Origin of the sequence: Sulfitobacter delicatus, from assembly GCF_900102535.1 — a bacterium.
In the GTDB taxonomy this organism is placed as follows: Bacteria; Pseudomonadota; Alphaproteobacteria; order Rhodobacterales; family Rhodobacteraceae; genus Sulfitobacter; species Sulfitobacter delicatus.
Genome location: NZ_FNBP01000001.1, coordinates 243,995 through 269,759, shown reverse-complemented (window position 1 = coordinate 269,759; position 25,765 = coordinate 243,995). Strand labels below are relative to the sequence as shown.

23 protein-coding genes are annotated in these 25,765 nt (G+C 63.8%); 11 read left to right on the top strand and 12 right to left on the bottom strand.

The window, feature by feature from the left end; all coding sequences use genetic code 11:
• Positions 1 to 130 precede the first annotated feature (130 nt).
• Together BLS57_RS01435 and BLS57_RS01430 are read left to right on the top strand one after the other, a co-directional pair.
• Entirely contained in the window at positions 131 to 781 is a 651-nt protein-coding gene (locus BLS57_RS01435) for a DUF1007 family protein (RefSeq protein WP_093738428.1), read from the top strand.
• Positions 766 to 1,647, top strand: a complete 882-nt coding sequence (locus BLS57_RS01430; RefSeq protein ID WP_093738426.1) for a nickel/cobalt transporter — start codon at positions 766 to 768, stop codon at positions 1,645 to 1,647. The genes BLS57_RS01435 and BLS57_RS01430 overlap by 16 nt, the downstream gene beginning before the upstream one ends.
• On the opposite strand, the gene BLS57_RS01425 is transcribed toward BLS57_RS01430, so the two are convergent.
• Genes BLS57_RS01425 through BLS57_RS01410 form a run of 4 tightly spaced genes read right to left on the bottom strand, consistent with a single transcriptional unit; the run spans position 1,644 to position 8,339 of the window.
• Positions 1,644 to 3,686 (bottom strand): hypothetical protein, encoded by a 2,043-nt coding sequence (locus BLS57_RS01425; protein ID WP_093738424.1) that lies wholly within the window; start codon positions 3,684 to 3,686, stop codon positions 1,644 to 1,646. The genes BLS57_RS01430 and BLS57_RS01425 overlap by 4 nt on opposite strands.
• The gene (locus BLS57_RS01420; RefSeq protein ID WP_093738422.1) at positions 3,683 to 6,451 is read right to left on the bottom strand and encodes a DUF4159 domain-containing protein; all 2,769 of its coding nucleotides are present in this window, start codon (positions 6,449 to 6,451) and stop codon (positions 3,683 to 3,685) included. The genes BLS57_RS01425 and BLS57_RS01420 overlap by 4 nt, the downstream gene beginning before the upstream one ends.
• Positions 6,448 to 7,335: a DUF58 domain-containing protein gene (locus BLS57_RS01415; protein WP_093738420.1), complete on the bottom strand. Its 888-nt coding sequence runs from the start codon at positions 7,333 to 7,335 to the stop codon at positions 6,448 to 6,450. The genes BLS57_RS01420 and BLS57_RS01415 overlap by 4 nt, the downstream gene beginning before the upstream one ends.
• A complete protein-coding gene (locus BLS57_RS01410; RefSeq protein ID WP_093738418.1) occupies positions 7,332 to 8,339 on the bottom strand; it encodes an AAA family ATPase in 1,008 nt (335 codons plus the stop codon). Before BLS57_RS01410 ends, BLS57_RS01415 begins: the two co-directional genes overlap by 4 nt.
• Before the next feature lie 70 nt (positions 8,340 to 8,409).
• Between BLS57_RS01410 and BLS57_RS01405 the strand changes: the two genes are divergently transcribed.
• Together BLS57_RS01405 and BLS57_RS01400 are read left to right on the top strand one after the other, a co-directional pair.
• Positions 8,410 to 8,988 carry a DUF1285 domain-containing protein gene (locus BLS57_RS01405; protein ID WP_093738416.1) on the top strand — a complete coding sequence of 193 codons (579 nt, stop codon included), beginning with the start codon at positions 8,410 to 8,412 and terminating at the stop codon, positions 8,986 to 8,988.
• 25 nt (positions 8,989 to 9,013) lie between these two features.
• Positions 9,014 to 9,775 (top strand): hydroxypyruvate isomerase family protein, encoded by a 762-nt coding sequence (locus tag BLS57_RS01400; RefSeq protein ID WP_093739123.1) that lies wholly within the window; start codon positions 9,014 to 9,016, stop codon positions 9,773 to 9,775.
• On the opposite strand, the gene BLS57_RS01395 is transcribed toward BLS57_RS01400, so the two are convergent.
• The 4 genes from BLS57_RS01395 to BLS57_RS01380 form a co-directional block, all read right to left on the bottom strand.
• Entirely contained in the window at positions 9,764 to 10,381 is a 618-nt protein-coding gene (locus tag BLS57_RS01395) for a glutathione S-transferase (protein WP_093738414.1), read from the bottom strand. The genes BLS57_RS01400 and BLS57_RS01395 overlap by 12 nt on opposite strands.
• A gap of 227 nt (positions 10,382 to 10,608) precedes the next feature.
• The gene (locus tag BLS57_RS01390; RefSeq protein WP_093738413.1) at positions 10,609 to 10,815 is read right to left on the bottom strand and encodes a YdeI/OmpD-associated family protein; all 207 of its coding nucleotides are present in this window, start codon (positions 10,813 to 10,815) and stop codon (positions 10,609 to 10,611) included.
• A complete protein-coding gene (gene polA / locus BLS57_RS01385; protein WP_208597499.1) occupies positions 10,815 to 13,613 on the bottom strand; it encodes a DNA polymerase I in 2,799 nt (932 codons plus the stop codon). Before polA ends, BLS57_RS01390 begins: the two co-directional genes overlap by 1 nt.
• A 125-nt stretch (positions 13,614 to 13,738) precedes the next feature.
• Entirely contained in the window at positions 13,739 to 13,918 is a 180-nt protein-coding gene (locus tag BLS57_RS01380; RefSeq protein ID WP_093738409.1) for a zinc-finger domain-containing protein, read from the bottom strand.
• Between the two features lie 167 nt (positions 13,919 to 14,085).
• Between BLS57_RS01380 and gpmI the strand changes: the two genes are divergently transcribed.
• The 4 genes from gpmI to BLS57_RS01360 all read left to right on the top strand — a co-directional run bounded on the left by gpmI (position 14,086) and on the right by BLS57_RS01360 (position 18,706).
• Positions 14,086 to 15,603: a 2,3-bisphosphoglycerate-independent phosphoglycerate mutase gene (gene gpmI / locus BLS57_RS01375; RefSeq protein ID WP_093738407.1), complete on the top strand. Its 1,518-nt coding sequence runs from the start codon at positions 14,086 to 14,088 to the stop codon at positions 15,601 to 15,603.
• Positions 15,600 to 16,736 carry a murein hydrolase activator EnvC family protein gene (locus BLS57_RS01370; protein ID WP_208597498.1) on the top strand — a complete coding sequence of 379 codons (1,137 nt, stop codon included), beginning with the start codon at positions 15,600 to 15,602 and terminating at the stop codon, positions 16,734 to 16,736. Before gpmI ends, BLS57_RS01370 begins: the two co-directional genes overlap by 4 nt.
• Before the next feature lie 3 nt (positions 16,737 to 16,739).
• Positions 16,740 to 18,077: a S41 family peptidase gene (locus BLS57_RS01365; protein WP_093738403.1), complete on the top strand. Its 1,338-nt coding sequence runs from the start codon at positions 16,740 to 16,742 to the stop codon at positions 18,075 to 18,077.
• Between the two features lie 137 nt (positions 18,078 to 18,214).
• Complete coding sequence (locus tag BLS57_RS01360; protein WP_093738401.1) at positions 18,215 to 18,706, top strand: GNAT family N-acetyltransferase; 492 nt, start codon at positions 18,215 to 18,217, stop codon at positions 18,704 to 18,706.
• Positions 18,707 to 18,724: 18 nt separating this feature from the next.
• On the opposite strand, the gene BLS57_RS01355 is transcribed toward BLS57_RS01360, so the two are convergent.
• The 4 genes from BLS57_RS01355 to ilvD all read right to left on the bottom strand — a co-directional run bounded on the left by BLS57_RS01355 (position 18,725) and on the right by ilvD (position 22,341).
• On the bottom strand, positions 18,725 to 19,102 hold the full coding sequence (locus tag BLS57_RS01355) for a hypothetical protein (RefSeq protein WP_093738399.1): 378 nt from the start codon (positions 19,100 to 19,102) through the stop codon (positions 18,725 to 18,727).
• Between the two features lie 9 nt (positions 19,103 to 19,111).
• Positions 19,112 to 19,885 carry a DUF6478 family protein gene (locus BLS57_RS01350; RefSeq protein WP_093738397.1) on the bottom strand — a complete coding sequence of 258 codons (774 nt, stop codon included), beginning with the start codon at positions 19,883 to 19,885 and terminating at the stop codon, positions 19,112 to 19,114.
• Positions 19,886 to 20,000: 115 nt separating this feature from the next.
• Positions 20,001 to 20,594 carry a hypothetical protein gene (locus BLS57_RS01345; protein ID WP_093738395.1) on the bottom strand — a complete coding sequence of 198 codons (594 nt, stop codon included), beginning with the start codon at positions 20,592 to 20,594 and terminating at the stop codon, positions 20,001 to 20,003.
• On the bottom strand, positions 20,575 to 22,341 hold the full coding sequence (ilvD, locus tag BLS57_RS01340) for a dihydroxy-acid dehydratase (RefSeq protein WP_093738393.1): 1,767 nt from the start codon (positions 22,339 to 22,341) through the stop codon (positions 20,575 to 20,577). The genes BLS57_RS01345 and ilvD overlap by 20 nt, the downstream gene beginning before the upstream one ends.
• Before the next feature lie 214 nt (positions 22,342 to 22,555).
• Between ilvD and BLS57_RS01335 the strand changes: the two genes are divergently transcribed.
• The 3 genes from BLS57_RS01335 to BLS57_RS01325 are packed head-to-tail and all read left to right on the top strand — an operon-like array spanning position 22,556 to position 25,739.
• Positions 22,556 to 23,455, top strand: a complete 900-nt coding sequence (locus tag BLS57_RS01335) for a CPBP family intramembrane glutamic endopeptidase (RefSeq protein ID WP_093738391.1) — start codon at positions 22,556 to 22,558, stop codon at positions 23,453 to 23,455.
• A gap of 56 nt (positions 23,456 to 23,511) precedes the next feature.
• A complete protein-coding gene (gene accD / locus BLS57_RS01330) occupies positions 23,512 to 24,471 on the top strand; it encodes an acetyl-CoA carboxylase, carboxyltransferase subunit beta (RefSeq protein WP_093739121.1) in 960 nt (319 codons plus the stop codon).
• The gene (locus BLS57_RS01325; protein ID WP_093738389.1) at positions 24,468 to 25,739 is read left to right on the top strand and encodes a bifunctional folylpolyglutamate synthase/dihydrofolate synthase; all 1,272 of its coding nucleotides are present in this window, start codon (positions 24,468 to 24,470) and stop codon (positions 25,737 to 25,739) included. Before accD ends, BLS57_RS01325 begins: the two co-directional genes overlap by 4 nt.
• The last annotated feature ends 26 nt before the right edge of the window (positions 25,740 to 25,765 follow it).

Here is a 25,765-nt window from a genome sequence, read left to right as displayed (position 1 = left end):
TTCGCGCGGCTTGGTAAATATCTCTTGAACGTGGGGCAGGTTTCCCACGTTCAAAAATGGGCACGATCCCGCCGGAGATGGCGCGGCTCGCCAATTGCCGCGCGGGGCGAAGGGGGCTAGACCTTGCTTCATGAAATACCCGCTCGCTAGTCTGCTTTGTCTTGTCCTTGCAACGCCCTTAGGCGCGCATCCGCATATCTTCGTCGATACAAAGTTGGAGGTCCTGGTCGATGCCGAGGGGCGTTTGACCCATCTGCGGATCACTTGGGCCTATGACGAGTTCTATTCTCTCTTGGTGACCGAGGACCGCGGGCTCGATCCCGATTATGATGGCGTGTTGACCGATGCGGAGATCGCATCGCTGAACGGTTTTGATATGCAATGGATCGAAGGGTTCAACGGCGACACCGTGCTGCTTGATGGCGAAGAGGAAATTCGGCTCTCTGCGCCGAAGGACGTGGAAACTGACTTCAAAGAAGGTCGGATCATTACCAGCCACCTGCGCGCTGTCGGAAGTACGCTGCCGAGCGCGGATGGCTTGGTCGTCAAGCCTTACGACCCGACATATTACACCGCTTACGAGGTTGCGGGCAAAGTGACCGTTACCGGGAATGACACCTGCCGTGCGCGGGTAAAAATGCCTGACATGACAGCAGACCTTCGCGCCCTTCAGGCCGATTTGGAGAAGTTGGATACCCAAACGGACCCCAGCGAGGTGGGCCTGCCTGAGATCGGTGAAGCGCTTGCGAATGAGGTGGTGATCACATGCGAAAGCTCATAGCTCTTGCCGCCTTCGTGACCCTGCTGATCTTGGCGGGTCTTTGGTGGAGCGGCGGGTTCGCTGCTTTAGCTCATTGGGCCGCCGGACAGCAGCGCGGGTTTCAGAACACCATTGCGGGCGGCCTGCGCGCCACGCGCGGCGGCGATGCGGCAGCTTTGTGGACGGTGCTACTGGCCTCTTTTGCTTACGGCGTGGTTCACGCGGCGGGGCCGGGACACGGCAAGATCGTGATCGGCGGCTACGGGCTGGCACGCGCAGTGCCGATGCTGCGGCTGTCGCTGATCGCTCTGGCTGCCTCGCTTGGGCAGGCGGTGACAGCGGTGGCGCTGGTCTATGCTGGGATCATGATTATGGGGCTTGGGCGTGAGGCGCTGGTGGGAGTGACCGAAGGTATTATGGCTCCGGCGAGCTATGGGGCGATCGTGTTGATCGGGCTGTGGCTGATCTGGCGCGGAATCCGCCATGCGCGGGCTGGGAAGCACGAGACAACGGGCGGGGTTTGTGGCCATTGTGGTCATGCCCATGGGCCGAGTGTTGAACAGGTACAGCAGGCGGGCAATCTGCGCGACGCCCTGCTCCTGATCGGCGGGATTGCGATCCGCCCCTGCACGGGGGCTCTTTTTGTGCTGGTGATTACTTGGCACATGGGGATCGGCTGGGTCGGCGTGATCGGCGCTTTTGCGATGGCGCTCGGGACTGGCTTGATCACCATCGCCACTGGTCTGGCCGCGACGGGTTTGCGGGCGGGGGTGCTTGGCGGGCTCGCCGGGTCGCCCCGACTGGCGCAGGCTGCAGCGGTGGCTGAGCTGACCGCGGGCATGATCGTTGTCACGCTTGCCGGTGGGCTTTTGCTGCGAGCGCTTTAACGGCGGCCTTCGCGGAGCCAGGCGGCGGTGATAAACATGGTTGAGAGTAGCAAGACCAACCATCCGGGCAACAGCGGTGTCTGACGCACGTCGCGGGTCTCATAAGCGCCGCGTGGGGTCAGCCCAAGCCAACCACGCCCCGCAGCGGGCCGCCCGAGGCGCACATTGCGCAGGCGGGGCAGGCCGTCTTCCACTCGCGCCACACCACCGCGCAGCGGATCGATCACGGGGCGCAGGGCTGCGTCACTGGCAATCGTTTCGACAAACTCACGCGGGGCGGCAGGGCCGAGGCCGATGACGGTGACTTCGTCGCCGTTCTCAAGCCGGTAGAGGCCGATCTCCTCCCCCGTATGCTGTGCCTCAAACCGCCCCGGCCCGGCAGGCTCAAGGGTCAGTTCCGTTGTACTGCCATCCGGCGCGGTGATGGTGACGGGCGGCACGGTCTCGTCCAATGTCCGGCGGGTGATGCGCATGGTCTGGCCCTCGGCACTGGCGGTCAGGGCCTCTTCCTCAAGCTCCGGCTCCTTCATCATCCAATGGGCCAAACGACGCAGCAGTTCCAACTGCGGCCCGCCGCCCTCGTAGCCGCGGTTCCAGAGCCACGCATGGTCCGACGCCAGTAGCGCCACACGCCCTTCGCCGACGCGGTCGAGTACCAGCAGCGGGCGGTCGTCGGTGCCGCTCATCACCACGTCGCCGCTGTCAGCGGTCACATCAATCTGGCGCAGCCAGCGGCCCCAATCGCCCTTGCCGGGGAGGTCCGAGGTGACGGGGTGGCGCTGGCCGATGTCGGTGACGGCGGGCGGGAAGGGTTCTTCGAGCACGCGGGCGGTAGGCGTGGCGGGCAGCACCGTGCCGAGGGGCGAGCGGTAGAGACTGTCCGCGCTGGCGAAATCAGGCCCCGCCGCGACCAGCACCGCGCCGCCCTTGCGCACATATTGCGCGACGTTATCGAGGTAGAGCGCAGGCAGAATGCCGCGCCGCTGGTAGCGGTCAAAGATGATCAGATCGAAGTCGTCGATCTTGTCCATGAAAAGCTCGCGCGTCGGGAAAGCGATCAGCGACAGTTCATTCACCGGCACGCCGTCCTGTTTGTCAGGCGGGCGCAGGATGGTGAAATGCACAAGATCGACGGAGCTGTCAGACTTCAGCAGGTTGCGCCATGTACGCCCGCCGGGATGTGGCTCGCCCGAGACCAGCAGCACGCTAAGCCGGTCCCGCACCCCGTTCATCTGGATCAGCGCGGCATTGTTGCGGTCGGTCAACTCCCCCTCGGCTTCGGGCAGGGAAAAGCGGATCACGTTGCGCCCGCCGTGGGGCAGGGTGATGGGCAGGTCGATGTCTTGGCCGACGGGCACATTAAAGCTTTGCGGGTCTTCACCATCGACCGAGATATCCAGCCGCGTCAGCGGCGCGTCCGCCGGTGCAGCGCCCAGATCGTCGATGCGCAGGGTCAGGGTCACCGGCTCGCCGATGATGGCAAAGGCCGGGGCGTTGCGCACGGTCAGGCGGCGGTCCCAATCGCTTTGCTTGCCGGTTTGCAGCAGATGCAGCGGCGCGGGCAGGTCGAGCGGCAGATCGGCGTCATGTACGCGACCATCGCTGATCGCCAGAATACCGGCGACGCGCGAGCGCGGTTCTTCGGCCAGTGCGTCGGCCAGCGTGGTCATGAGCCGTGTGCCTGCGTCTTCGGCCCCGTCCGGCACGGTGATGCGGCGCAATTCGGTGTTGGGGCGGGCGGTGATGCGGGCGGCCATGGCCTCGGCGGCCTCTCCCGATTGCGCGGCACGGTCGCTCAACCGCTGGCTGGCGCTTTCGTCTTCGAGCAGTAGCACGATGTCATTCAACGGCGCACGGTCTTCGGTTTGATAAGACGGCCCGGCCAGCGCGGCCAGCACCACCGCCGCCGCTAGCCCGCGCAGGGCCCAGCCCGACAACCCGCGCCAGACCGCCAGCGCGACGCCGAGCAGCGCCAGAACCGCCAGTGCGACCAGCAGCGGCAGCGGGATGAGCGGGTCAAAGATCACCGATCCGGTCATTGGCCCAACCTATCAAGCAGCGCAGGCACATGGACCTGATCGGATTTGTAGTTCCCGGTCAGCACATGCATCACGAGGTTCACACCAAAGCGGTAGGCCAACTCGCGCTGCCGTTCCCCGGCAAAGCCGCGGCCAATCGGCAAGAGTGGCGCCCCATCGCGGCGCACGGCCCAGGCGGCGGCCCAGTCGTTGCCGCCGATCACCACGGGCGTGACGCCATCGTTTAGATTGCGAAAAGGCATGCCTTCTATTTTCTCGGCATCCGGCGGCGCGGCTTCGACCCAGACATCACGGCTGCTGTAGCGGCCCGGATAGTCTTGCAGCAGGTAGAAGGTGCGGGTCAGCACATGGTCACCCGGCAGCGGTTCCAGCGGCGGAATGTCGAGCGGGGCGGCGAGTTCCTGCAGTTTGCGCCCGTTGGGGCTGGAAGCGCCGTAGGACGCGATATCGGCGTCGCGGGTGTCGAACAGGATCAGCCCGCCCGATCGCAGGTAGTCGTTGAGCTTGCCGTAAGCCTCGGTCGAAGGGCGCGGTTGGTCTGGGGTCACGGGCCAATAGAGAATGGGGAAGAAGGCCAGTTCGTCCTGCTCCAAATCGACACCCATTGGCAGGGCAGGCTCCACGGAGGTGCGAAAATAGAGCGTGTCGGACAGACCCGTCAGCCCGGCACGTGCGATCTCATCGACGTCTTCGTTGCCGGTCAGGACATGGGCCAAAGTGACTTCGGCGGCGGCGCGCACGGCGAAGCTTTCGGGGTCGTCTTCCTGTGCATCGGCGCTTTGGGCGGTGAGGCCAACTGCGAGCAGGAGCGCCAGCGTGCTGCCCGAGCGGCGCAGCAAGAGGCCGGACAGCGCGAGTGACGCCAAAACATCTGCCACCAGCAGCAGGATTGCGAAGGACAGAAGCGCCCCGGCGAGGGGCTGTTCGGGCGGCAATGTCAGGCCGCGAACGGGTACATCGGCAGGCCAGCTTGCAGGCGTGAGCCGTGTCTCCTCGGTCAGCACATTGCGCGCCAACCGCCGGTCTTCTGAGCCGTAGATGCCGGGGGGCAGCGCAGGCCCGGAGGGGGCCGAGATCAGGTCCGGCCCCGCGACGCCGGGCAGGTTGCCCGCGTCTGACAATGTGCCAAACCCGTCCATCACACGCAGCGGGGTCCATGTGGTGCCGTCCAAGCTGCCAGCCTCCGGTGCGCTTGCGCTCGAGGACACGGCCAGCCGCTCCATCATCTGCACGAAAAGGCCCGACAGCGGCAGGGTCGACCATTCCGCCGTGGCGGTGACGTGAAACAGCACGATCTGCCCCTGTCCAACCGCCTTGCGCGTCACCAGCGGTGTGCCGTCGCTGAGCGACGCGATCACCCGGTCGGCCAGCGTCGGGTCTGGCTGGGCGACGACTTGGGCGGAGACGGTCACATCATCCGGCACCGGCAGGCCAAAGAAGGGCGAGCCGTTGCGAAAGGGCGCCAGTGCTTTCGGCTCGCCCCAAGACATCGCACCGCCGACGCTCCGGCCCCCGGCGCGCAGGCGCACGGGCATCAGCGGGTCTTCATCAATGCGGCTTACATCACTGGCGGCGATGCGCGGCCCGGCGAAACGGATCAGCATGCCGCCTTGGTCGATCCACTCTTGCAACGGCTCGGCCTCGGCGGGGGCGAGGGTGGCGACATCGGCCAGCACGATCACATCGGGGTTGGCGGGCAGCACGTCGGTCAAGGTGCCGTCGATCAGATCGGCGCTCGGGGCCAGTGCCTGTTCGATGTAATGCAGCGGTGAGAGCAGTTGCAGCCCTTCTTGGGCCCCGCGCCCGCCGATCAGCGCGACTTCGCGGCGGCGGAGGCCGTCATCCACGAGGGTTCGTGCCCCAGCGGAGCGTTGGCCCGCTATGTCGAAAGACGTCAGCCGCCCGCGCAGTTCTGCTGGGAGCGAGAGGGACGCGCTGGCCTCGGTCGCGCCTGCCTCGAAGGTCGCATTGGCGGTGGCGAGCACGCGGGCATTGCCTGCCGGGTCGCGGCCTTGGGCTTGTACGACGGCGTCCCGTTCGGGCCCGGGCGCAGCGCGGCGCAGGGTGAGGTCGATCACCCCGTCGCGGTACACGGCGGGGGCGATGCCGATGACGTTGCTGCCCGATTGATGCACCTCGACCGCGCCTTGCTCTTGCAGAGTCGCAAGGAGGTTATCCCGGCCCGGATAGTCCAGCCCATCGCTGAACCACATCGTGTCGAAGGCGGGCAGCTCGGCCATGATCTCTTGCGCGCGGGTGATGTCAGCGGGGGCGGGTTGCCATGGAGCGGGGGACAGCCCGGCAAGGCGGCTGCGCCATGCGTCGGCGGATTGGAAAGTCGGCACGTCGGGCTGGGCCAGAGACAGAATGCCCACCGTGCGCTCGGCCCGCCCGGCGCGGGCGAGCTGCGCGTCAACGGCGGCGATCTGCTGGTCCCAGCGGCTGGCACCGGCCCATGAGCCGTCGAGCACCATCAGCCGCGGGCCGCTGCCCGGTTTCGTCTCGGCCTGCGGGTTCAGCACTGGTCCGGCGAGGCCCACAATAATCGCAGCCACCGCCAGCATGCGCAGCAAGAGCAGCCACCACGGCGTGCGGTCCGTCGTGCTTTCGGCATCGGTCAGGCCCAGCAACAGCGCCACGCCGGGAAAGCGGCGGCGGATCGGGGCGGGCGGCACGGCGCGCAGGATTAGCCAAAGGATCGGCAGCGCCAGCAGGGCCAGCAGCAGCCAAGGCGCGGTGAAGCCGATGCCGCCAAAGACGCTCATGCCCGGCCCCCTTGTCGCGCATCCAGCGCGCCATAGAGCCAGAGCAGCGCGGATTGCGCCGAGGCATCCGTGTGGTGCAGCCCGTAGCGCCAACCGGTGCGGGCGCAGAGGTGTTGCAGCTCGTCTTTGCGGGCGGCGAGGCGCTCGAGATAGCGGTCGCGCAGGTCGTTGGCTTTCAGCGTTTCATGGCGCAGGGTGCCGCCGACGCTTTCAAAGATTGTGCGACCTGTGAAGGGGAATGCCTCTTCGGATGGATCAAGCAGGTGGTAGAGGATGCCGCGCACGCCACGGTCGGCGGCTTTGGTCAGCGCGGTCTGCACCGGGGCGAGGTCGCCCATGAAGTCCGAGATGAAAATCGCCCGTGCATGGGGGATCATGCCTCGATGTTCGGGCGGGCTGTAGTCGCGGGTGTCTTCTTCGCAAAGCATCTCGGCCAAGCGCAAAATCTGCGGGTTGCCACGCCGGGGCGGGAGCGCGGTGCCAGTGAGGCCGACCCGCTCGCCCCCGCGCAACAGCAGGATCGACAGCGCCAATCCCAGCAGACGCGCGCGGTCGGCCTTGTCCGGCAACCCTTTGTCCGACGCAAAGCGCATCGACGCACCCTGATCGACCCAGAGCATCACCGACTGCGCGATTTGCCATTCGCGTTCGCGCACGAACTCCTGATCGCCCCGCGCCGAGCGGCGGTGGTCGACCATGCGGCGGCTGTCGCCGATCTGCGCCGGGCGGTATTGCCAGAAATCATCCCCCGACCCGGCCCGGCGGCGGCCATGCGCGCCGGGCAGCACGGCGCCCGCCAGTTGCTCGGCGCGGGCCAAGAGCGCGGGCAACCGGGCCGCTTCGCCTTCGGCTCCGGCCCTGAGGGACAGGGGGGAATGGCTCACGCGGCGGCCTTTTTACCGATCAGTCGGGTGGCGGTCTCGTCGATCAGCGCTTGCAGGCTCTCGCCCCGCGCACGGGCCGCGAAGTTCAGCGCCATGCGGTGGCTCAGCACCGGGCGGGCCATGGCCAGCACGTCTTCGGCTGAGGGCGCAAGCCGTCCGTCGAGCAAGGCACGCGCCCGCACGGTTAGCATCAAGGCCTGCGCTGCACGCGGCCCCGGCCCCCAAGCGACGCTGTCGCGCACGGCGGGGGTGGCTTCGGCCTCCTCGGGGCGGAACGCGCGGACCAGATCGAGGATCAGCTCGACCACACTATCGCCCACCGGCATCCGCCGCAGGAGGTTTTGGGCAACCAGCAGGTTTTCGGAGGTAAAGACGGGTTGCACCGCGCCCTCTTCGACGCCGGTGGTCGCGATCAGGATGTCGCGCTCGGTGGCGCGGTCGGGGTAGGCCACGTCGATCTGCACCAAGAAACGGTCAAGCTGCGCTTCGGGCAGCGGGTAGGTGCCTTCTTGTTCAATCGGGTTTTGGGTGGCGAGCACGTGGAAGGGCTGGCCGAGGCTGCGATCCTGCCCCGCCACTGTCACAGTCTTTTCCTGCATCGCCTGCAGCAGCGCCGACTGGGTGCGGGGACTGGCGCGGTTGATCTCATCGGCCATCAACAGCTGGCAGAAAATCGGCCCTTCGATAAAGCGAAAGGCGCGGCTGCCGTCAGGCGCGGTGTCGAGCACTTCGGAACCGAGGATGTCGGCGGGCATCAGGTCAGGCGTGAATTGCACCCGGTTGCCGTTCAGGCCCATGACGGTGCCGAGCGTTTCCACCAGCCGTGTCTTGCCCAGACCCGGCAGGCCGATCAGCAGCCCATGACCGCCGCAGAGCAGCGCGGTCAGGGCAAGGTCAACTACCTGCTCCTGTCCGACGAACCGCCCGGTGATCGACTGTTTGGCCTGCGCCAGCTTTTCGGTCAACGCTTCGATATGCGCGATCAGATCATCCGCTTCGGCCATGACATTTCTTTCCCCGGAGTTATATCTTTCAGGTGTAAGTGTATCGCGACCAAAGGGAATGGCAAAACCAATGAGCGGACAAAATACCGTGACCCCCACGACAGACAGTCTCATCCAAGCTGCCAAGGCCGCGAAAACGCGCGGAACGCCGCCGCTGGAGAAGTGGAACCCCGAATTTTGTGGCGATCTGGACATGCAGATCAAACGCGACGGGACGTGGTTTTACCAAGGCACGCCGATTGGGCGGATCGAAATGGTCAAATTGTTCGCATCGATTCTCTGGCGTGAGGGGGATGACTATTTCCTCAAATCCCCTGTGGAGAAGGTTGGCATCACGGTCGAAGACGCGCCCTTTGTCGCCGTGGACTTTGAGGTCGAAGGTGAAGGCGAAGCGCAGCAGTTGCGGTTTTTAACCAATCTGGGCGATGTGGCCGAGGCGGGGCGAGAGCACCCGATCCGCGTGGTGCGTGATGAGGAAACCGGCGAGCCGTCGCCCTATGTGCTGGTGCGCCGCAATCTGGAGGCGCTGATTGACCGCAAGAGTTTCTACCGGTTGGTTGATCTGGGCGCGCATCTGGACGGCTGGTTTGGTGTCTGGTCGGGCGGGGAATTCTTTGGCATCATCCCGTCAGAAGATCTGCCGCAATAGACCAAGCCCACCGCCCAGAATGCCAATGACCCCCGCCGCCAATCTTTCGCTCCTTTGGGCGGAGCTGCCCTATCTAGACCGTTTTGATGCCGCGGCCGAGGCCGGGTTCAGCGCGGTCGAAGTGCTCTTTCCCTATGAAATGCCGGCCAAGGAAACCCAGCGGGCCTTGCTGCGCAACGGCTTGGACCTCGTTCTCATTAACGCGCCGCCGCCGAACTATACGGGCGGAGTGCCCGGATTCGCGGCCCTGCCGGGCGGAGAGGCGCGCTTTGCCTATGATATGCGGCGGGTGTCTCGCTATGTGGAGGCTTTGCGCCCGAAGCTGGTGCATGTGATGGCGGGCGAGGCCGAGGGCGCGGTGGCAACAGAGACTTTCGTCGCGAACCTGAAGCGCGCGGCGGCTGAGGCACCCGAAGGTGTGACACTGATGATTGAACCGCTTTCGCCGCAGGCCAAGCCGGGGTATTTTCTAAACGATTATGCTCAGGCGGCTGACCTGCTCGCAGCAATAGACGCGCCGAATGTGGCGCTGCAATTCGACAGTTTTCATGCGCAGATGATCCACGGTGATGCGGTGGCGGTGTTTGAGGAATATGCAACGCTGATCCGGCATGTGCAGCTTGGCGACACACCCGCGCGCGGAGCGCCGGGGACGGGGGATGTCGACTTTAATGCGCTCTTTGTGGCGCTGAGGGCGCGGGGTTATGACGGTTGGGTCAGTGGCGAATATCACCCCGGCGGGCCGACAGAAGAAACCTTAGGCTGGGTCGCGGCGCTAGGGGAATGATATCGGCGCATCGCCGGGCTGCCACTGCGGGTATTTCGTCATGATGCTTTCGAACCGCTCGGACGCGAGAAAGCGGTCTAGCCAGTGGTGTAAGGCGGGCCAATCCTGTGCGTCGAACCATGTTTTGTCGATAAAGGCGAATTGCCGGACGAAAGGCAGGATCGCATAGTCTGCCAGCGTAGGGCGGTCGAAGATCCAGTCGTTCAGTTGTGCGTCGAGGTCCTGCAGGAATTCGGCGGCATTGCTGCGTTGTTCCTCGGGGTCTTCTTCAGGGTAGCGCGTGGCGTATTTGGTGCGGTCGAGCGCGTCTTTGAATGGGCCATCGGCGCGGGCGATCCAGTCGTGGCCTGCGTCTGGCATGTCGAGCCAGCCTTCAGGGTCGTTCTGCGCCAGTGCCCATTTCATGATGTCGAGGCTTTCGTCGATGGGGCCGTTGTCAGCCACGAGGCAGGGCACGGTGGCGGTGGGGGAGGCCGCTAGGAAGGCCTCGGGTTTGTCGCGCAGGACGACCTCGCGCAGGTATACCTGTGTGCCCGAGGCGGAGAGGGCGACGCGGGCGCGCATGGCGTAGGGGCAGCGGCGGAAGGAGTAGAGGATTGGGGTCATGTGGATTGAATAGCGGAAATGGCTGTGAGTTTCTATGCGCTGACGACGATCTTGCCACCCAGCCCGGAATCAAGCCGCAGGCGCCGGGCCATCGCCTGCCCGCCCGGACGGGTAGGCGATTTGGTGAGGCTAGGCGCGATTAGGCTAAGTCGCGTCACGGCTGAACCATAAAGTGGCAACGTCCAGCCGTTGGATCGCCGACCCGCGGGCAGGCGATGGCCCTCACGTTACTGAAACGGCGTTGGCGGCAGGCCTTTGCCCGCAAAGCGCGCCACGTCATCGACCCGCTTCGACCGCGCCGTCGTTGTCCGCGCATCGTCAATCCATGCCAACGCATCGGCGCGCAACTCATCGCTGTACCCGTCCCATCCCGCCTGCGCGCCGGTCTCTTCCAGCGCTTGCGCGAGGTCGTCGGGAAGCTCCATATCGCCCATCAATGCGCCTCCGCCCAGTCGGCACCCACACCCGCATCCACGGTCAGCTTCACATCCAGCTTCACCACCGGATCATTGGCATTCTCCATCACCTCACGCGCCGCGGCGATCAGCGCGTCTTCGGCCCCCTTTTCGACCTCGAAGAGCAGTTCGTCATGCACCTGCAAGAGCATCGTCGCGGGCAGGTCTGCAATCGCTGCAGGCATGCGGATCATCGCGCGGCGGATCACATCGGCGGCGGTGCCTTGGATCGGCGCATTGATTGCGGCGCGGGCGGCGAACCCAGCCTGCGGGCCTTTCGCACCGATGTTGGGCGTGTTGATCCGGCGACCGAACAGCGTCTGCACATAGCCGTGCTCTTTGGCGAAAGCCTTGGTGTCGTCCATATAGGTGCGGATGCCGGGGAAACGCTCGAAATAGCGGTCGATGAAACCCTGCGCCTCGGCCCGAGGAATGCGCAGGTTACGCGCGAGGCCAAAGCCGGAAATGCCGTAGATCACGCCAAAGTTAATCGCTTTGGCGTTGCGGCGAATTTCCGGGGTCATCTGGTCCATCGGCACGTCGAACATCTCGGACGCGGTCATGGCGTGGATGTCATCGCCACGTTGAAAGGCTTCCTTGAGCGCGTCGATCTGGGCAATATGCGCCAGAATCCGCAGCTCGATCTGGCTGTAGTCCAGCGCCACCAACACCTTGCCCTCGGGCGCGACAAAAGCCTCGCGGATGCGGCGGCCTTCTTCCGAGCGGATCGGGATGTTCTGCAAGTTCGGGTCGGTCGAGGCCAAACGCCCCGTGGCCGCACCCGCGATGGAATAGCAGGTGTGCACCCGGCCCGTGTCGGCGTTCACATGGTCCTGCAAGGCGTCGGTGTAAGTGGATTTCAGCTTCGACAACTGCCGCCAGTCCAACACCCGGCGGGCGAGGTCATGCTCGGTCGCCAAATCCTCCAGCACATCCGCGCCGGTGGAATATTTGCCCGCCTTGCCCTTCTTGCCGCCCTGAAGGCCCATCTTGTCAAAGAGGATCTCGCCAAGCTGCGCCGGAGAGCCGACGTTGAAAGTCTCGCCCGCCAGCTCGTGAATGTCAGCCTCCAGCCCCGCCATTTTCTGGGCAAAGGCGTTCGACATGCGGCTGAGCGTGTCGCGATCGACCAAGATGCCCGCGCGTTCCATTTGCGCCAGCACCGGCACCAGCGGGCGCTCAAGTGTTTCGTAAACTTTTGTGACCTCGGCGCGGTGCAATTGCGGCTTGAACAACTGCCAGAGGCGCAGGGTGACATCGGCGTCTTCAGCCGCATAGGGGACGGCGTCTTCCATCGGCACCTTGTCGAAGGTCACGGCGGATTTGCCACTGCCCAGCAGTGGTTTGATCGGCAGGGGCGTGTGGCCGAGGTAGCGTTCCGAAAGCGCATCCATGCCATGCCCATGCAGGCCCGCGTGCATCGCGTAGGACATCAACATGGTGTCGTCGATGGGGGCGACGGTGATGCCCAACTGGGCAAAGATCTTGCCGTCGTATTTCATATTTTGCCCGATCTTGAGGATCGCGGGGTCCTCCAGCATCGGCGTCAGCAGTTGCAGGGCCTCTTCAAAAGGCATCTGGCCGGGGGCGAGGTCGTCGGAGCCGAACAGGTCGTCGCTGCGGCTCGCCTTATGGGTCAGCGGGATATAGCAGGCCTGCCCCGGCTCAACCGACAGCGAAACGCCGACGAGTTCCGCCGTCATTTCATTCAGGCCGGTGGTTTCGGTATCCACGGCGACATAGCCGACCTCATAAATCCGGTCGAGCCAGACCCGCAGCGCTTCGGCGTCACTGACCTGCTCGTATTTGCTGTGGTCAAAGGGCACATCCGCGACCTGCGGCGCGTCGGCGACGGCCGGTGCGGGCGCGTCGGGAATGGCAGGCGCTTCGCGACCCAGCACCTCGGCCACGCGTTTCGACAGGGTGCGGAATTCCATTTCCGACAGGAAGCCGAGCAATTGGTCGGCATCGGGGTCGCGGACTTCGAGGTCGTCGATGGTAAAGTCGATCGGCGTGTTTTCATCCAGCAGCACAAGGCTGCGGCTCAGGCGGATTTGCTCGGCATGGTCGATCAGGGTCTGGCGACGTTTGGGTTGCTTGATCTCTTCGGCACGTTCCAAGAGCGCGTCGAGATCGCCAAACTCATTGATCAGCAATGCCGCCGTCTTGATCCCGATGCCGGGCGCGCCGGGCACGTTATCAACCGAATCGCCCGCCAGTGCTTGCACATCGACGACGCGCTCAGGATAGACGCCAAACTTCTCGAACACCCCATCGCGGTCGATGGTCTTGTTCTTCATCGCGTCGAGCATTTCCACGCCGTCGCCGACCAATTGCATCAGATCCTTGTCGGAGCTGATGATGGTGCAGCGGCCCCCGGAGGCGCGGGCCTGCACGGCGAGGGTGGCGATGATGTCGTCGGCCTCATAGCCCTCAAGCTCTTTGCAGGCGATGTTAAACGCCGCCGTCGCAGTGCGGGTCAGCGGGATCTGCGGGCGCAGGTCTTCGGGCATCGCCTCGCGGTTGGCCTTGTACTGGTCGTACATGTCGTTGCGGAAGGTATGGCTGCCCTTGTCGAAAATCACCGCCACATGGGTCGGCGCATTGGGGCCGGTGTTGCCCTCCACATAGCGGTGCAGCATGTTGCAAAACCCGGCGACCGCCCCGATGGGCATGCCGTCGGACTTGCGCGTCAGCGGCGGCAGGGCGTGATAGGCGCGAAAGATGAAGGCCGAGCCGTCGATCAGATGCAGGTGGTGGCCTTTGCCAAATGTCATGGGGATGCTCCGCTTCGGTTGGCGTTCCTTTTGCCACGAAGCACGCGCTACGGCCAGACGCCAATGCGCCGCGCGGGCAGCTTCGTGCCGTCGGTTCGGTTGTTGCTACTGTCGGTCGGGAAGGCTCAGACTTTGCCTTCAAACTCCGCATGCACAAATTTGCAGTCGCAATAGCCACATTCGACCCAGCCGCGATCTTGGGGGATCTGCAGCCAGACGCGCGGATGGCCAAGCGCGCCTTCGCTGCCGTCACAGGCCACACGCCAAGTGTTCACGATGCGGGTTTCGGGCGCGGGCAGGGTCATGGGCTGGTCCTTAGATCAGACAAAAGTTGCCCCTCGTTATGACCAAAGCGGGCCTGCGGGGCAAGGGCTCTGCGCGGGAATGGGGCGGGGGCGCACAAAGTGGTTCAAGTGCCAGCCCACAAGGGGTAAAAGACCCGCAAAGCGAAGCAGCCAGAAGAGACGTCCCAATGAGCGCCCCCAAACCCGTGGTATTGTGCATCCTTGACGGCTGGGGGCTGAACGAGACCCGCGAGGGCAACGCGCCTTTGCTGGCACAGACGCCAAATTTCGACCGGATCATGCAGGCCGGTTCGAGCGGGCAGTTGATCACACATGGCCCGGACGTCGGCTTGCCGCGGGGCCAGATGGGCAATTCCGAGGTTGGTCACACCAATATCGGCGCAGGCCGGGTGGTGGCGATGGACTTGGGCCAGATTGATCTGGCAATTGAGGAACGCAGCTTTGCCAAAAATGCACGGCTGCGCGACTTTATCGCCAAGCTGCAAGAGACCGGCGGCACGGCGCATCTGATGGGCGTGGTCTCGGACGGCGGGGTGCATGGGCATCTTAGCCATATGATCGCCGCCGCCTGTGCTTTTGACGCCGCAGGGGTGCCGGTGGTGATCCATGCGATAACGGACGGGCGAGATGTGGCGCCGTCTTCGGCGCTTGGCTATTTCGAGACGTTGGAAAAGGCGCTGCCCACGTCTGCGCGGATCGTCACGGTGACGGGCCGCTATTTCGCGCTGGACCGGGACAACCGTTGGGACCGCGTGGCCAAAGCGTCGGCGGCGATCTTGCGGGGCGAGGGTGGCGCTGCCCCTGACGCCCAAGCAGCGGTGCAAGCGGCCTATGACAGAGGCGAGACGGACGAATTTATCGCCGCAACGGTTATCGAAGGTTACAAAGGCGCGGCATCCGGCGACGGGCTCTTCTGCCTCAACTTCCGCGCCGACCGTGCACGCGAGATCATGGCGGCCTTGGGCGATCCGAGCTTTGACGCCTATGACACCGGCCCGTGCCCCGAGTGGGCGGCGCTGATGGGCATGGCAGAATATTCCAAAGACCACGCTTCCTATATGACCACGATGTACCCCAAACCCGAGATCGTGAATCCACTGGGCGCTTGGGTGGCTGCGCATGGCAAACGCCAGTTCCGCCTCGCCGAGACCGAGAAATATCCGCATGTGACCTTCTTCCTCAACGGCGGGGTCGAAATCCCGGCCGAGGGCGAAGACCGCAACATGCCCAAATCGCCGGACGTGGCGACCTATGATTTACAGCCCGAGATGTCCTGCGCGCAGGTCACCGACCAGTTCGTCGGCGCTATCGAGGCGGGCTATGACCTCATCGTGGTGAACTATGCTAACCCCGATATGGTCGGCCATACCGGCGATCTGAAGGCGGCGATTGCGGCCTGCGAAGCGGTGGACGCGGGGCTGGGCCGGGTGCTGACGGCGCTCGAAAAAGCTGGCGGGGCGATGATCGTCACGGCGGATCACGGCAACTGCGAGATGATGCTCGACCCCGAAACCGGCGGCGCGCATACGGCGCATACGCTGAACCCCGTGCCCGTGGTGGTGGTGGGCGCACCCGCAGGGGCGAGCCTGCGCGATGGGCGCTTGGCCGATCTGGCGCCGACGGTGCTGGAACTCATGGGGCTGCCGCAGCCCGATGAGATGACCGGGAAAAGCCTGCTATCATGAAGCATTTCGCCGCGGCTGTCCTTTTTGCCTGTCTGCCGATGATGGCACAGGCCCAAGCCGAGGAAGCGGCGGCGCAGGCACGTGCGGCGTCGACCGCACTGGAAAAGGCTTCGGCCCAGCTTGATAGTGCGGACGGCGCGCGCGACCGGGTGAAAGCGCTCACCGAAACCATTCAGGCCTTTGAGGCCGGGCTGGCGGCGATGCGTGCTGGCCTGCGGCAAGCGGCAATTAACGAAGCCCAGCTTAGCCGGAAACTACAGGCCCGTGAAGGCGAGGTGGCGCAGTTTCTTGGCGTGCTGCAGAGCATTGGCGGTGATCCCTCGCCGGTCGTCCTACTGCATCCCGATGGTCCGATGGGCACCGCCCGCGCCGGGATGTTACTGGCCGAACTGACCCCGGCGCTGAACGCTCGGGCCGATGCGCTGCGGCAAGATTACGAAGACGTCAAAACCCTGCGCGCCCTGCAGAATGATGCGGCGCAGCGGTTGCAAGAAGGGCTGACCGAAGTGCAGCGGGCACGGACTGAGCTCAACCAAGCCATGGCCAATCGCACCGATCTGCCGCTGCGCTTTACCGAAGATCCGGTGCGTACTGCGATCCTCATTGCATCGACCGAAACCCTCGAGGGCTTTGCCAGTGGGCTGTCTGAAATCACAACGGGCGCGGTAGAGCCTGCGCCGGTCAACCTAGACGGACGGGTGGGCGATCTGCCTCTGCCTGCTCAAGGACTGGTGCTGCGCGCAGCAGGCGAAACCGATTCAGCTGGCGTCACGCGCCCCGGCATGATCCTCGCCACGCGCCCCCGTGCCATCGTCACCAGCCCCTCTGCCGCGACGATCCGCTATGTCGGGCCGCTCTTGGATTTGGGCAATGTGGTGATCCTCGAGCCGCAGGTCGATACGCTCTTTGTGCTGGCCGGGCTCGACGTGGTTTACGGCAATGCCGGGCAGGTGATTGCCGGTGGCACGCCGATTGGGTTGATGGGCGGGCCGGAAAACGGCACAACTTCGGCAATGTCACCAAATGGTGATGACACTGGCGCTGACCGGACGGAAACGCTCTATATAGAAGTCAGACAAGAGAACATACCTCAGGACCCGGCAGACTGGTTCCGCACCGACAAGGATGGATAGCAGATGAAGAAATTCGTGATGGCAGCCGTGGCAGGCACGCTGGCAGGGGTTGTGGCGACCACGCAGGTCGCTGGCCCGCTGCTGGCGCAAGAGGCCGAGAAGACCACCAATGTCTATGAACAGCTCGACCTGTTTGGCGATATCTTCGAACGCATCCGCGCCCAATATGTCGAAGAAGTCGATCCCGGCGACCTGATCGAAGCGGCGATCAACGGTATGCTGACCTCCCTTGATCCGCACTCTTCCTATCTCTCGCCCAAGGACGCCGCCAAAATGCGCGAGCAGACACGTGGTGAGTTTGGCGGGCTTGGCATCGAAGTTACGCAGGAAGAGGGCTTTGTGAAAGTCGTCTCGCCTATCGACGGCACCCCTGCCGCTGAAGCTGGGATTGAGGCCGGTGATTTCATCACCCATGTCGATGGCGAAAGCCTGCTCGGCCTGCAACTGGATGACGCGGTCGAGATGATGCGCGGGCCGGTCGGGTCCGAGATCATGATCACCGTGGTGCGTGAAGGCGAGCCGGAGCCTTTCGACGTCTCTATCGTGCGCGATACGATCCAGCTGACTGCCGTGCGGGCGCGGACCGTGGGCGAGACGGCTGTGCTGCGCCTGACCACCTTCAACGAGCAGACCTATCCGAAGATGAAGGAAGGTCTGGAAGAGCAAATCGAAGCGGCTGGCGGTATTGAGAACATCAACGGCATCGTTCTCGACATGCGCAACAACCCCGGCGGGCTGCTCAATCAAGCGATTGCCGTGTCGGACGCTTTCCTGAACGAGGGCGAGATCGTCAGCACCCGTGGCCGTGATCTGGAAGACGGCGACCGGGTGAATGCGACCCCTGGCGATCTGTCGATGGGCAAACCGATTGTGGTGCTGATCAATGGCGGCTCTGCCTCGGCCTCGGAGATTGTGGCCGGTGCCCTGCAAGATCACCGCCGCGCCATCGTGATTGGCACCAAGAGCTTCGGCAAAGGCTCGGTTCAGACCGTGATGCCGCTGCGCGGTGACGGCGCAATGCGCCTGACCACGGCGCGTTATTACACGCCATCGGGCCGCTCGATCCAAGCGCTTGGCGTCTCGCCTGACATCGTTGTAGCCCAGCCGCCGACCAAACCCGAGACTGAAGAGGACGAGAACCTGCCCGCCCGTCCCCTGCGGTCTGAGGCCGATCTGCGCGGTAGCCTGAACAACGACAGCCTGAGCGAAGATCAGATCAAGCAGATCGAAGAGGACCGCGAGAAGGCCCGCAAGGCGGCAGAACTGCGCGAGGAGGATTACCAACTGGCCTATGCCATTGACATTCTGAAAGGTCTGTCGGCCTTGGGGTCCGAGAAGTAAGCCTCGGGCAGTTTGGAATTAGGGCCTCGCTGGAGACAGCGGGGCCTTTTTTTGCATTTATGGGATGGCTTTTAAGTAAGGGAAGGGCGGGGGCTCACTGTGCTTGGAACCTGTCACCGCATATGCAGAATAGCTCCATGGATATTCGAAAACTTACCGGAGAAGACGCCGCCGCGTTTCAGGCCATTCGGCTCGAAGGCTTGCAAAGCCATCCTGAAGCTTTCGGCGCTTCTTATGAGGATGAATCCAAGCTGCCACTTTCGCTCGTATCGGAACGAATAGAGTCTGGCGCAGTGTTTGGCGGTTTCAATGACGATCGGGCTCTGGAAGGGGTTATTGGCATCTTGAAGAGCCAATCCGAAAAGGTCCGCCATATTGCCACGATCTGGGGCATGTTTGTGCGGCCAAGCGCGAGAGGCACCGGGCTTTCGTCGCAACTGCTGAGTGCCGCTATCGACGAAGGGTTTCGTGATTGTCGTTCCATACGCCTGTCTGTTGTCTCGACCAATGTAGCCGCGCGTCGGTTGTACCAGCGGGCCGGATTTACCCAATGGGCCACAGATCGTGCGGCCCTATGCGTAGATGGGGTTTTCTATGATGAAATTCTGATGCGTCTTGAGGCGGAGTAAGGTAGCCGCTTACGCCTCCTAACTTGTCTCGCGACAATGCCGCCGGAAAGCGCGTTTTAGCATGTCCAACTCGGCCCGCAGAAGGTCCATCTCGGCGCGGATGTCATCGCCAAGCGCCTCGCCAGCGATCAGGGTGATATGGCCCAGTTGGTCGCCGGTGGACTGGTCCGAGATGATCAACGTCTGCACCCCATCGGCGACAGCTTCCGCGGGGATCGGCACGTTTAAGTCCCAGCGGCCAGCCACTTCCTGCGCCGTGACCGTGACCCCTTCGACGGCATTTCCCAAATGGGTGACGGCGATCTCTGGCGCATCTTCCTCACCGGAGCGAGCAGTCAGGACACCCTGCCAAACCCCTTGGCGCATGACGGTCTTGGTCAGGTCGAAACGGCTCATCTATTGGTCCTAGATCTGGGCGCGCGGACGGCGCGAGAAGGTAAGGTCGCGCAGGACGACTTGGTTCATATCTGGCCCTTCAAAGATCAGGTCGACCCAAGCGCGTTCGATGCGTTTTTCGTTGAGCTTAGTATAGGCCAGATCAAACTCGATGCTGACCTGTTCCTCACCCGCAGGCAGTTCGCGCACAATCTGCTCGGTGTTGGGGCCGTGGCGGATGTTGAGCCGGGCGAACATCTCTAACGGGTGCTCCATCTGCACGATGGTGTCCATGCGAATAAGGTGGCGTCGTTTCAGCCCTGCTACCGCGTCATGCGGCAGGTCGATGACCAGCGACAGAAAGGAGCCGTCGAACTTGAAGACGTCCATCTGCAAGCCGTAGGGCGCCAGATCGGCCTCGCGCGTGTTGCGCAGCTGACGTAGGCTCAACTCTGAGCGGCTGCAGTCGTGAAAGAGCGTCGCCTCGTTACCGAGCATTGACTTGGTCTCTACCGCCGCGATGCCCGGACCGGCCAATGGGCCGCGCCATAGCTCGGGCCGCCACGCCCAATCAGCGTTATGGGGCTTGGGGAAACCTGTGGCGCCGACCACCGGCAGCGCGAGCCGTTCGTCGGCGGTGTAAATCAACTGGTCAAGCTGTGCGCGCAGCAGCCGCGCGCGGGTGCGTTGACGGCGCAGGGTTGCCAGATCAGCGCTGGCCGCACGGCGGGCGGCGCGTGCCCAGCGTTGGACCGCGCGGGCATAGAGCCTGCCCTCCAGAAATCCGCCGCTGAAATTCGCCATGAAGCTGCGCCCCTTGTTTCCCGCACTCTATGCAAGACGAAGGTTTCATTCAAATAAATTGCCCTGCGATTGTTTCGCGAGGCGGGCAGTGTTGCTGATTTGGAAACAGTTGCGTTTAGGAGTTGGGCTGGCTTTCGCTGCGCGCGCGGCTTTGGCGGATCAGCTCGGCGATCAAGCTACGCCCTTCGTCCGACACCGCACGGCTTTGCGGCGCGCCATAGAGGGTGACGCTCGCCACATGCCCAGCCAGCCGCGCCGTGCCGCGCCAATGGCGGCCTGACATGCCTTCTGCCGGCACCGGCCCTTCAGCAACAAAGATCGTCGTATAGTCGCGGCTGTCCGTTTCCACAACCTGCGTCAGCCCGACCGCCTTGGCCACGTCCTGCGGTGTCGGCAGGGGCGTATCAGGAGCGGCTTCGACGAGGGAGAGGGTCAGAATGCCCAAGGGCGCTGCAGTGACGACATCGGGCAGGCCAAGCGCGTCACATCGTGCCATCAGGGCAAAGTGGCGCTTGAGGCTTTTACGGTCAATGCAATAGCCCTGCGGGGGCACGACTTCGACCGCGCCACCTGCAAGGCTGGTCTGTAAGAGCGGGGGCTTTTCCGCTCCGGCGCTGCCGCCAAGAGAAAAACCCTGTCCGCCTTCGCAGGCAGACAGGGTGAACAGCGCGAGCGCCGCGAAGGGGGCCTTAGAGGTCCATGTAGTCATGGGTTTCGGCCTTGGCACCCGGATGCGTGACCGCGCCAAGGTAGGTGGGGCCGACGAGCTTGGCATATTTCCAAAGCGCGCCGCTTTCGTAGTTGGTGGCGCGCGGCCCGGTCCAGCCCGTGCGGCGCTCGGCCAGTTCCTCATCCGTGAGGTCCACGGTGATGCTGCCTTTGATCGCATCGAGCGTGATCATGTCGCCGTTCTTCAACAACGCAATCGGCCCGCCATGCGCGGCCTCTGGCCCGACGTGACCCACGCAGAAACCGCGTGTCGCGCCCGAGAAACGCCCATCGGTGATCAGCGCCACCTTCTTGCCCATGCCTTGGCCCGAGAGCGCCGCCGTCGTGGCCAGCATCTCGCGCATGCCGGGGCCGCCTGCGGGGCCTTCGTTGCGGATGACGAAAACATCGCCTTCCTTGTAGGCGCGGTTTTGAACCGCTTCAAAGGCGTCCTGCTCGCATTCGAACACCAGCGCCGGGCCGGTGAATACGATGTCTTCGTCCGACATGCCCGCGATTTTCACGATGGCGCCTTCGGGGGCGAGGTTGCCCTTGAGGCCCACAACGCCGCCGGTCTTGCTGATTGGATTAGCGACCGAGTGGATCACCTTGCCGTCGGCCTCGCGGTCGATGCGGTCAAGCTCTTCGCCGATGGAGCGGCCTGTGGCGGTCAGACAGTCGGTGTGCAAAAGGCCCGCTTTGCGCAACTCCTTCATCACCACTGGCACGCCGCCCGCGTCATAGAGGTCTTTGGCGACATAGGCGCCGCCCGGTTTCATATCGACGAAGTAAGGAGTGTCGCGGAAGATTTCGCAAACGTCTTCGAGGTAGAATTCGATCCCTGCTTCATGCGCCATGGCAGGCAGGTGCAAACCGGCGTTGGTCGAGCCCCCGGTGCAGGCCACGATGCGCGCGGCGTTCTCAAAGGCTTCGCGGGTGCAGATGTCACGTGCGCGGATGTTCTTCTCGATCAGGTTCATCACCGCAGCCCCCGAGGCTTCGGCATAGGCGTCGCGGCTCTCGTATGGCGCTGGCATGCCCGACGAGTTCGGCAGCGCGAGGCCGATGGCTTCCGACACACAGGCCATGGTGTTGGCGGTGAACTGGCCGCCACAGGCACCCGCCGAGGGGCAGGCGACGCGTTCCAGCACATCAAGCGCGGCCTGCGACATGGTGCCGTTCTGGAAGCGGCCCACGGCTTCGAACATGTCCTGCACGGTCAGATCGCGGCTGGCAAAATCTTCGGGAACGTCAGCCCCGGCAGGTGCTTTGCCCGGCAGGATCGAGCCACCATAGAGGAAAACCGAGGGCACGTTGAGGCGCAACATGGCCATCATCATGCCGGGCAAGGATTTGTCACAGCCCGCCAGACCGACAATCGCGTCATAGCAATGGCCGCGCATGGTCAGTTCAACGGTATCCGCAATCGCTTCGCGGGAGGCCAACGAAGAGCGCATGCCCTCATGGCCCATCGCGATCCCGTCGGTGACAGTGATCGTAGTGAATTCGCGCGGGGTGCCTTGTTCGGAATGCACACCGATTTTCACCGCCTGCGCCTGACGGTTCAGAGCAATGTTACAGGGCGCGGCCTCGTTCCAGCAGGTGGCAACGCCCACAAGCGGCTGGTGAATCTCTTCTTCGGTCATGCCCATGGCATAGTAGTAAGACCGGTGCGGCGCGCGGGCGGGGCCTTCGGTCACGTGGCGGCTGGGCAGCCGGGATTTGTCGAAGCGTGGGGTGGTGGACATCGGTGGGCTCCTTGAAACGTCTTGAATGGAATAGTCGGGGAGGGGCGGTGCTGCAAGGCTTTGGCGCGATTGGGCCGGGGGAACTTGTTGTATCGCAGCGTGTTAGGGCATAGGTTCTGACCTTCTAGCCCGGTCATCCTGACCTGCCCTAAAGCGTGAAAGCCCGGCATATGCACTGCAAGACCCCGTCCTGCCTATTCGCCCTCTGCCCTTCATGACGTGGCGGCCTGATTACAGCGCCCATGCGGCTTTTGTGGCACCGGCACGGCCTTCTTCGGCGCTCTGGCGGTTTTTGCTCGGGCTTTTTGTGGCGGTGATCGCCTATGTGGCGCTGAACGAGTTTTATTTTCAGACGATCTATGCCTTTGTCGGCCCGGCGGCGACCTCGCTGCACGGCACGCTTTTGCAAGGGGCGACACCGCAGGCGATGTATTTGCTGCTCTTTAGCTTCGCGACCATGGCGATGGCGGTGGGGGTAACAGTGCGCGTGGTCCACCGCCGAAATGCGCGCAGCCTGCTGGGCGCGCCGGAGCGGCTTTGGCCAAGCTTTCGAGCCGTGTCTCTCGCGATGCTGGCCCTTGGGGCGGTGCTGCTGATCTTGCCGCCGTGGGACATGGGGGGCGACCTCACGCCGAACCTGCCGCTGGGCCGCTGGTTGCTGCTTTTGCCGCTGTCGCTGCTGGCGGTGCTGGTGCAGGTCAGCGCGGAAGAGATCGTCTTTCGCGGCTATGTGCAGCAGCAACTCGCGGCGCGGTTCAACTCGCCGCTGGTCTGGATGGTGCTGCCCTCGACGCTCTTCGCGCTTGGCCACTACCTGCCAGCCGAGGCCGGGGAGAATGCGCTGATGGTGGCGCTTTGGGCCGGGGTCTTTGGTATCCTGATGGCCGATTTGACGGCGCGGTCCGGCTCGCTTGGCCCCGCGATTGCGGTACATCTGTGGAACAATGTCTCGGCCATTCTGATTGTGTCTCTGCCGGATGATCTGTCGGGGCTGGCGCTCTACCTCGCACCCTTTTCGATGGACGACGCGGCAGCGATGCGCACATGGTTGCCGGTGGATTTCGCGCTAATGATTGTGTCATGGCTGGCCGCGCGGCTGGCGATACGGCGCTGATTGCAATTTCCCGGCGCGGGGATTATCTGGAACGGAACTACAGCAGGGGCCTGCCAATGAACTGGATCACCAACTACGTCCGTCCGCGTATCAACTCGATCTTCTCGCGCCGCGAGACGCCGGACAACCTGTGGACCAAGTGTAACGAATGCGGCACCATGCTGTTTCACCGCGAGCTGTCGGACAATCTGAACGTCTGCACCAACTGCGGCCACCACATGCACATCAGCCCGCGCGCGCGGTTTAAAGCGCTGTTCGATGGCGGCATTTTCACCGAGGTCAAAGTCCCCGCGCCAACGCCTGATCCGCTGCATTTCAAGGACCAGAAGCGCTACCCCGACCGGATGAAGGCCGCGCAGAAACAGACCGGTGAGCACGAGGCGATGCTGGTTGTGACTGGCGAGATGGGCCGCACGCCGATCGTCGCCTGTGCGCAGGACTTCTCCTTCATGGGCGGTTCCATGGGCATGTATGTCGGCAACGCGATCATCGCCGCTGCCGAGGAAGCGGTGAAGCTGAAGCGCCCCCTGATCCTTTTCTCTGCCGCTGGCGGCGCACGGATGCAGGAAGGTATCTTGAGCCTGATGCAAATGCCGCGCACGACCGTGGCGGTGCAGATGCTGAAAGAGGCCGGTCTTCCCTATATCGTCGTTTTGACCCATCCAACCACGGGCGGCGTGACAGCATCTTATGCAATGCTGGGCGACGTACAGATTGCCGAGCCGAACGCGCTGATCTGTTTTGCCGGGCCGCGGGTGATTGAGCAGACGATCCGTGAAAAACTGCCCGAAGGTTTCCAGCGGGCTGAATATCTGCTGGACCACGGCATGCTCGACCGTGTGACCAAACGGACCGAAATGCGCGATGAGTTGATCACCATTACGCGGATGCTCATGGGCCTGTCGCCAGCCGTGCGTGGCGATTTGCCAGCGCCGGAAGAAGCTGAGGTGGCCGAGGCTGCCGCAGCGGTTCAGGCGTCGGCTGACCTACCTGCCGAAAGCCCAGAGAAAAAATGAGCACGCCTTCATCGGACGTCATCCTAGAACGGATGATGGCGTTGCACCCCAAGATCATCGATCTGACGCTCGACCGGATGTGGCGGCTGCTGGAAGCCTTGGGCAACCCGCAGAACGACCTGCCCCCGGTGGTCCATATCGCCGGGACCAATGGCAAAGGCTCGACCCAAGCGATGATCCGCGCCGGGTTGGAAGCGGCGGGCAAGACGGTCCACGCCTATACCTCGCCACATCTGGCGCGCTTTCATGAGCGCATCCGGGTGGCGGGGGAGTTGATTTCCGAGCCTGATCTGGCCGCTGTGCTGGACGAATGCCACGCTGCCAATGGCGGTGAGGAGATCACTTATTTCGAGATCACCACCTGCGCCGCGATCCTCGCTTTTTCGCGGGCACCGGCGGATTACACGCTCTTGGAAGTGGGCCTTGGCGGGCGGCTGGACGCAACCAATGTAGTGACCCCGGTACTATCGGTGATCACGCCCGTCTCGGTCGATCACCAGCAATATCTGGGCGAGACTTTGGCCGAGATCGCGGGCGAAAAGGCCGGGATCATCAAGCGGCTGGTGCCCTGCGTCGTCGGCCCGCAGGAAGACGCCGCCCTTGAGGTCATTGAAACCCGCGCCGCCAAACTGGGTGCGCCGCTGCTGGCTTACGGGCAGCAATGGCATGTTGGGCCAGAGGCCGGGCGCATGGTCTATCAAGATGAGAGCGGCTTACTGGACCTACCGCGCCCCAATTTGCTGGGCGATCATCAGATCATGAACGCGGGCGCGGCCCTCGCGGCGCTGCGGCACTTGGGTATGGATGCGGAGGCTTGCGAAGCCGCCGTGACCCGTGCCGAATGGCCAGCGCGGATGCAGCGGCTGTCGGACGGGCGCTTTGCGCAGCAAGCGCCGCAGGCCGAGCTTTGGCTGGATGGCGGGCACAATCCCGCTGCTGGGGAGGCGCTAGCCGCAGCGCTCGCCGCCATGCCGCAGCGCCCGACGCATTTGATCTGCGGCATGTTGAACACCAAAGACATCGCGGGCTACCTGCGCCCCTTGGCGGCTCAGGCGGCCAGTCTCACGGCTGTGTCGATCCCCGGAGAGGCGGCGACTTTGCCCGCGGAGGCCACCGCGAAGGCCGCGCGAAACGTGGGGTTTGACGCCTCGGAGGCCGAGAGCGTATCCGCCGCGCTTGCGGCGATTATCGCCCGAGAACCCCAAGCGCGTGTGCTGATCTGCGGCTCGCTCTACCTAGCCGGTAGCGTGTTGCGCGAAAGCGTCTAGTTAACCATATTTGGGTGCCCCATCTG

Excerpts from the sequence above, each read along its gene's own strand:
- BLS57_RS01435 (WP_093738428.1), top strand. The coding sequence starts at position 131 with ATGAAATACCCGCTCGCTAGTCTGCTTTGTCTTGTCCTTGCAACGCCC.
- BLS57_RS01430 (WP_093738426.1), top strand. The coding sequence starts at position 766 with ATGCGAAAGCTCATAGCTCTTGCCGCCTTCGTGACCCTGCTGATCTTG.
- BLS57_RS01425 (WP_093738424.1), bottom strand. The coding sequence starts at position 3,686 with ATGACCGGATCGGTGATCTTTGACCCGCTCATCCCGCTGCCGCTGCTG.
- BLS57_RS01420 (WP_093738422.1), bottom strand. The coding sequence starts at position 6,451 with ATGAGCGTCTTTGGCGGCATCGGCTTCACCGCGCCTTGGCTGCTGCTG.
- BLS57_RS01410 (WP_093738418.1), bottom strand. The coding sequence starts at position 8,339 with ATGGCCGAAGCGGATGATCTGATCGCGCATATCGAAGCGTTGACCGAA.
- BLS57_RS01405 (WP_093738416.1), top strand. The coding sequence starts at position 8,410 with ATGAGCGGACAAAATACCGTGACCCCCACGACAGACAGTCTCATCCAA.
- BLS57_RS01400 (WP_093739123.1), top strand. The coding sequence starts at position 9,014 with ATGACCCCCGCCGCCAATCTTTCGCTCCTTTGGGCGGAGCTGCCCTAT.
- BLS57_RS01395 (WP_093738414.1), bottom strand. The coding sequence starts at position 10,381 with ATGACCCCAATCCTCTACTCCTTCCGCCGCTGCCCCTACGCCATGCGC.
- BLS57_RS01390 (WP_093738413.1), bottom strand. The coding sequence starts at position 10,815 with ATGGGCGATATGGAGCTTCCCGACGACCTCGCGCAAGCGCTGGAAGAG.
- polA (WP_208597499.1), bottom strand. The coding sequence starts at position 13,613 with ATGACATTTGGCAAAGGCCACCACCTGCATCTGATCGACGGCTCGGCC.
- BLS57_RS01380 (WP_093738409.1), bottom strand. The coding sequence starts at position 13,918 with ATGACCCTGCCCGCGCCCGAAACCCGCATCGTGAACACTTGGCGTGTG.
- gpmI (WP_093738407.1), top strand. The coding sequence starts at position 14,086 with ATGAGCGCCCCCAAACCCGTGGTATTGTGCATCCTTGACGGCTGGGGG.
- BLS57_RS01370 (WP_208597498.1), top strand. The coding sequence starts at position 15,600 with ATGAAGCATTTCGCCGCGGCTGTCCTTTTTGCCTGTCTGCCGATGATG.
- BLS57_RS01365 (WP_093738403.1), top strand. The coding sequence starts at position 16,740 with ATGAAGAAATTCGTGATGGCAGCCGTGGCAGGCACGCTGGCAGGGGTT.
- BLS57_RS01360 (WP_093738401.1), top strand. The coding sequence starts at position 18,215 with ATGGATATTCGAAAACTTACCGGAGAAGACGCCGCCGCGTTTCAGGCC.
- BLS57_RS01355 (WP_093738399.1), bottom strand. The coding sequence starts at position 19,102 with ATGAGCCGTTTCGACCTGACCAAGACCGTCATGCGCCAAGGGGTTTGG.
- BLS57_RS01350 (WP_093738397.1), bottom strand. The coding sequence starts at position 19,885 with ATGGCGAATTTCAGCGGCGGATTTCTGGAGGGCAGGCTCTATGCCCGC.
- BLS57_RS01345 (WP_093738395.1), bottom strand. The coding sequence starts at position 20,594 with ATGACTACATGGACCTCTAAGGCCCCCTTCGCGGCGCTCGCGCTGTTC.
- ilvD (WP_093738393.1), bottom strand. The coding sequence starts at position 22,341 with ATGTCCACCACCCCACGCTTCGACAAATCCCGGCTGCCCAGCCGCCAC.
- BLS57_RS01335 (WP_093738391.1), top strand. The coding sequence starts at position 22,556 with ATGACGTGGCGGCCTGATTACAGCGCCCATGCGGCTTTTGTGGCACCG.
- accD (WP_093739121.1), top strand. The coding sequence starts at position 23,512 with ATGAACTGGATCACCAACTACGTCCGTCCGCGTATCAACTCGATCTTC.
- BLS57_RS01325 (WP_093738389.1), top strand. The coding sequence starts at position 24,468 with ATGAGCACGCCTTCATCGGACGTCATCCTAGAACGGATGATGGCGTTG.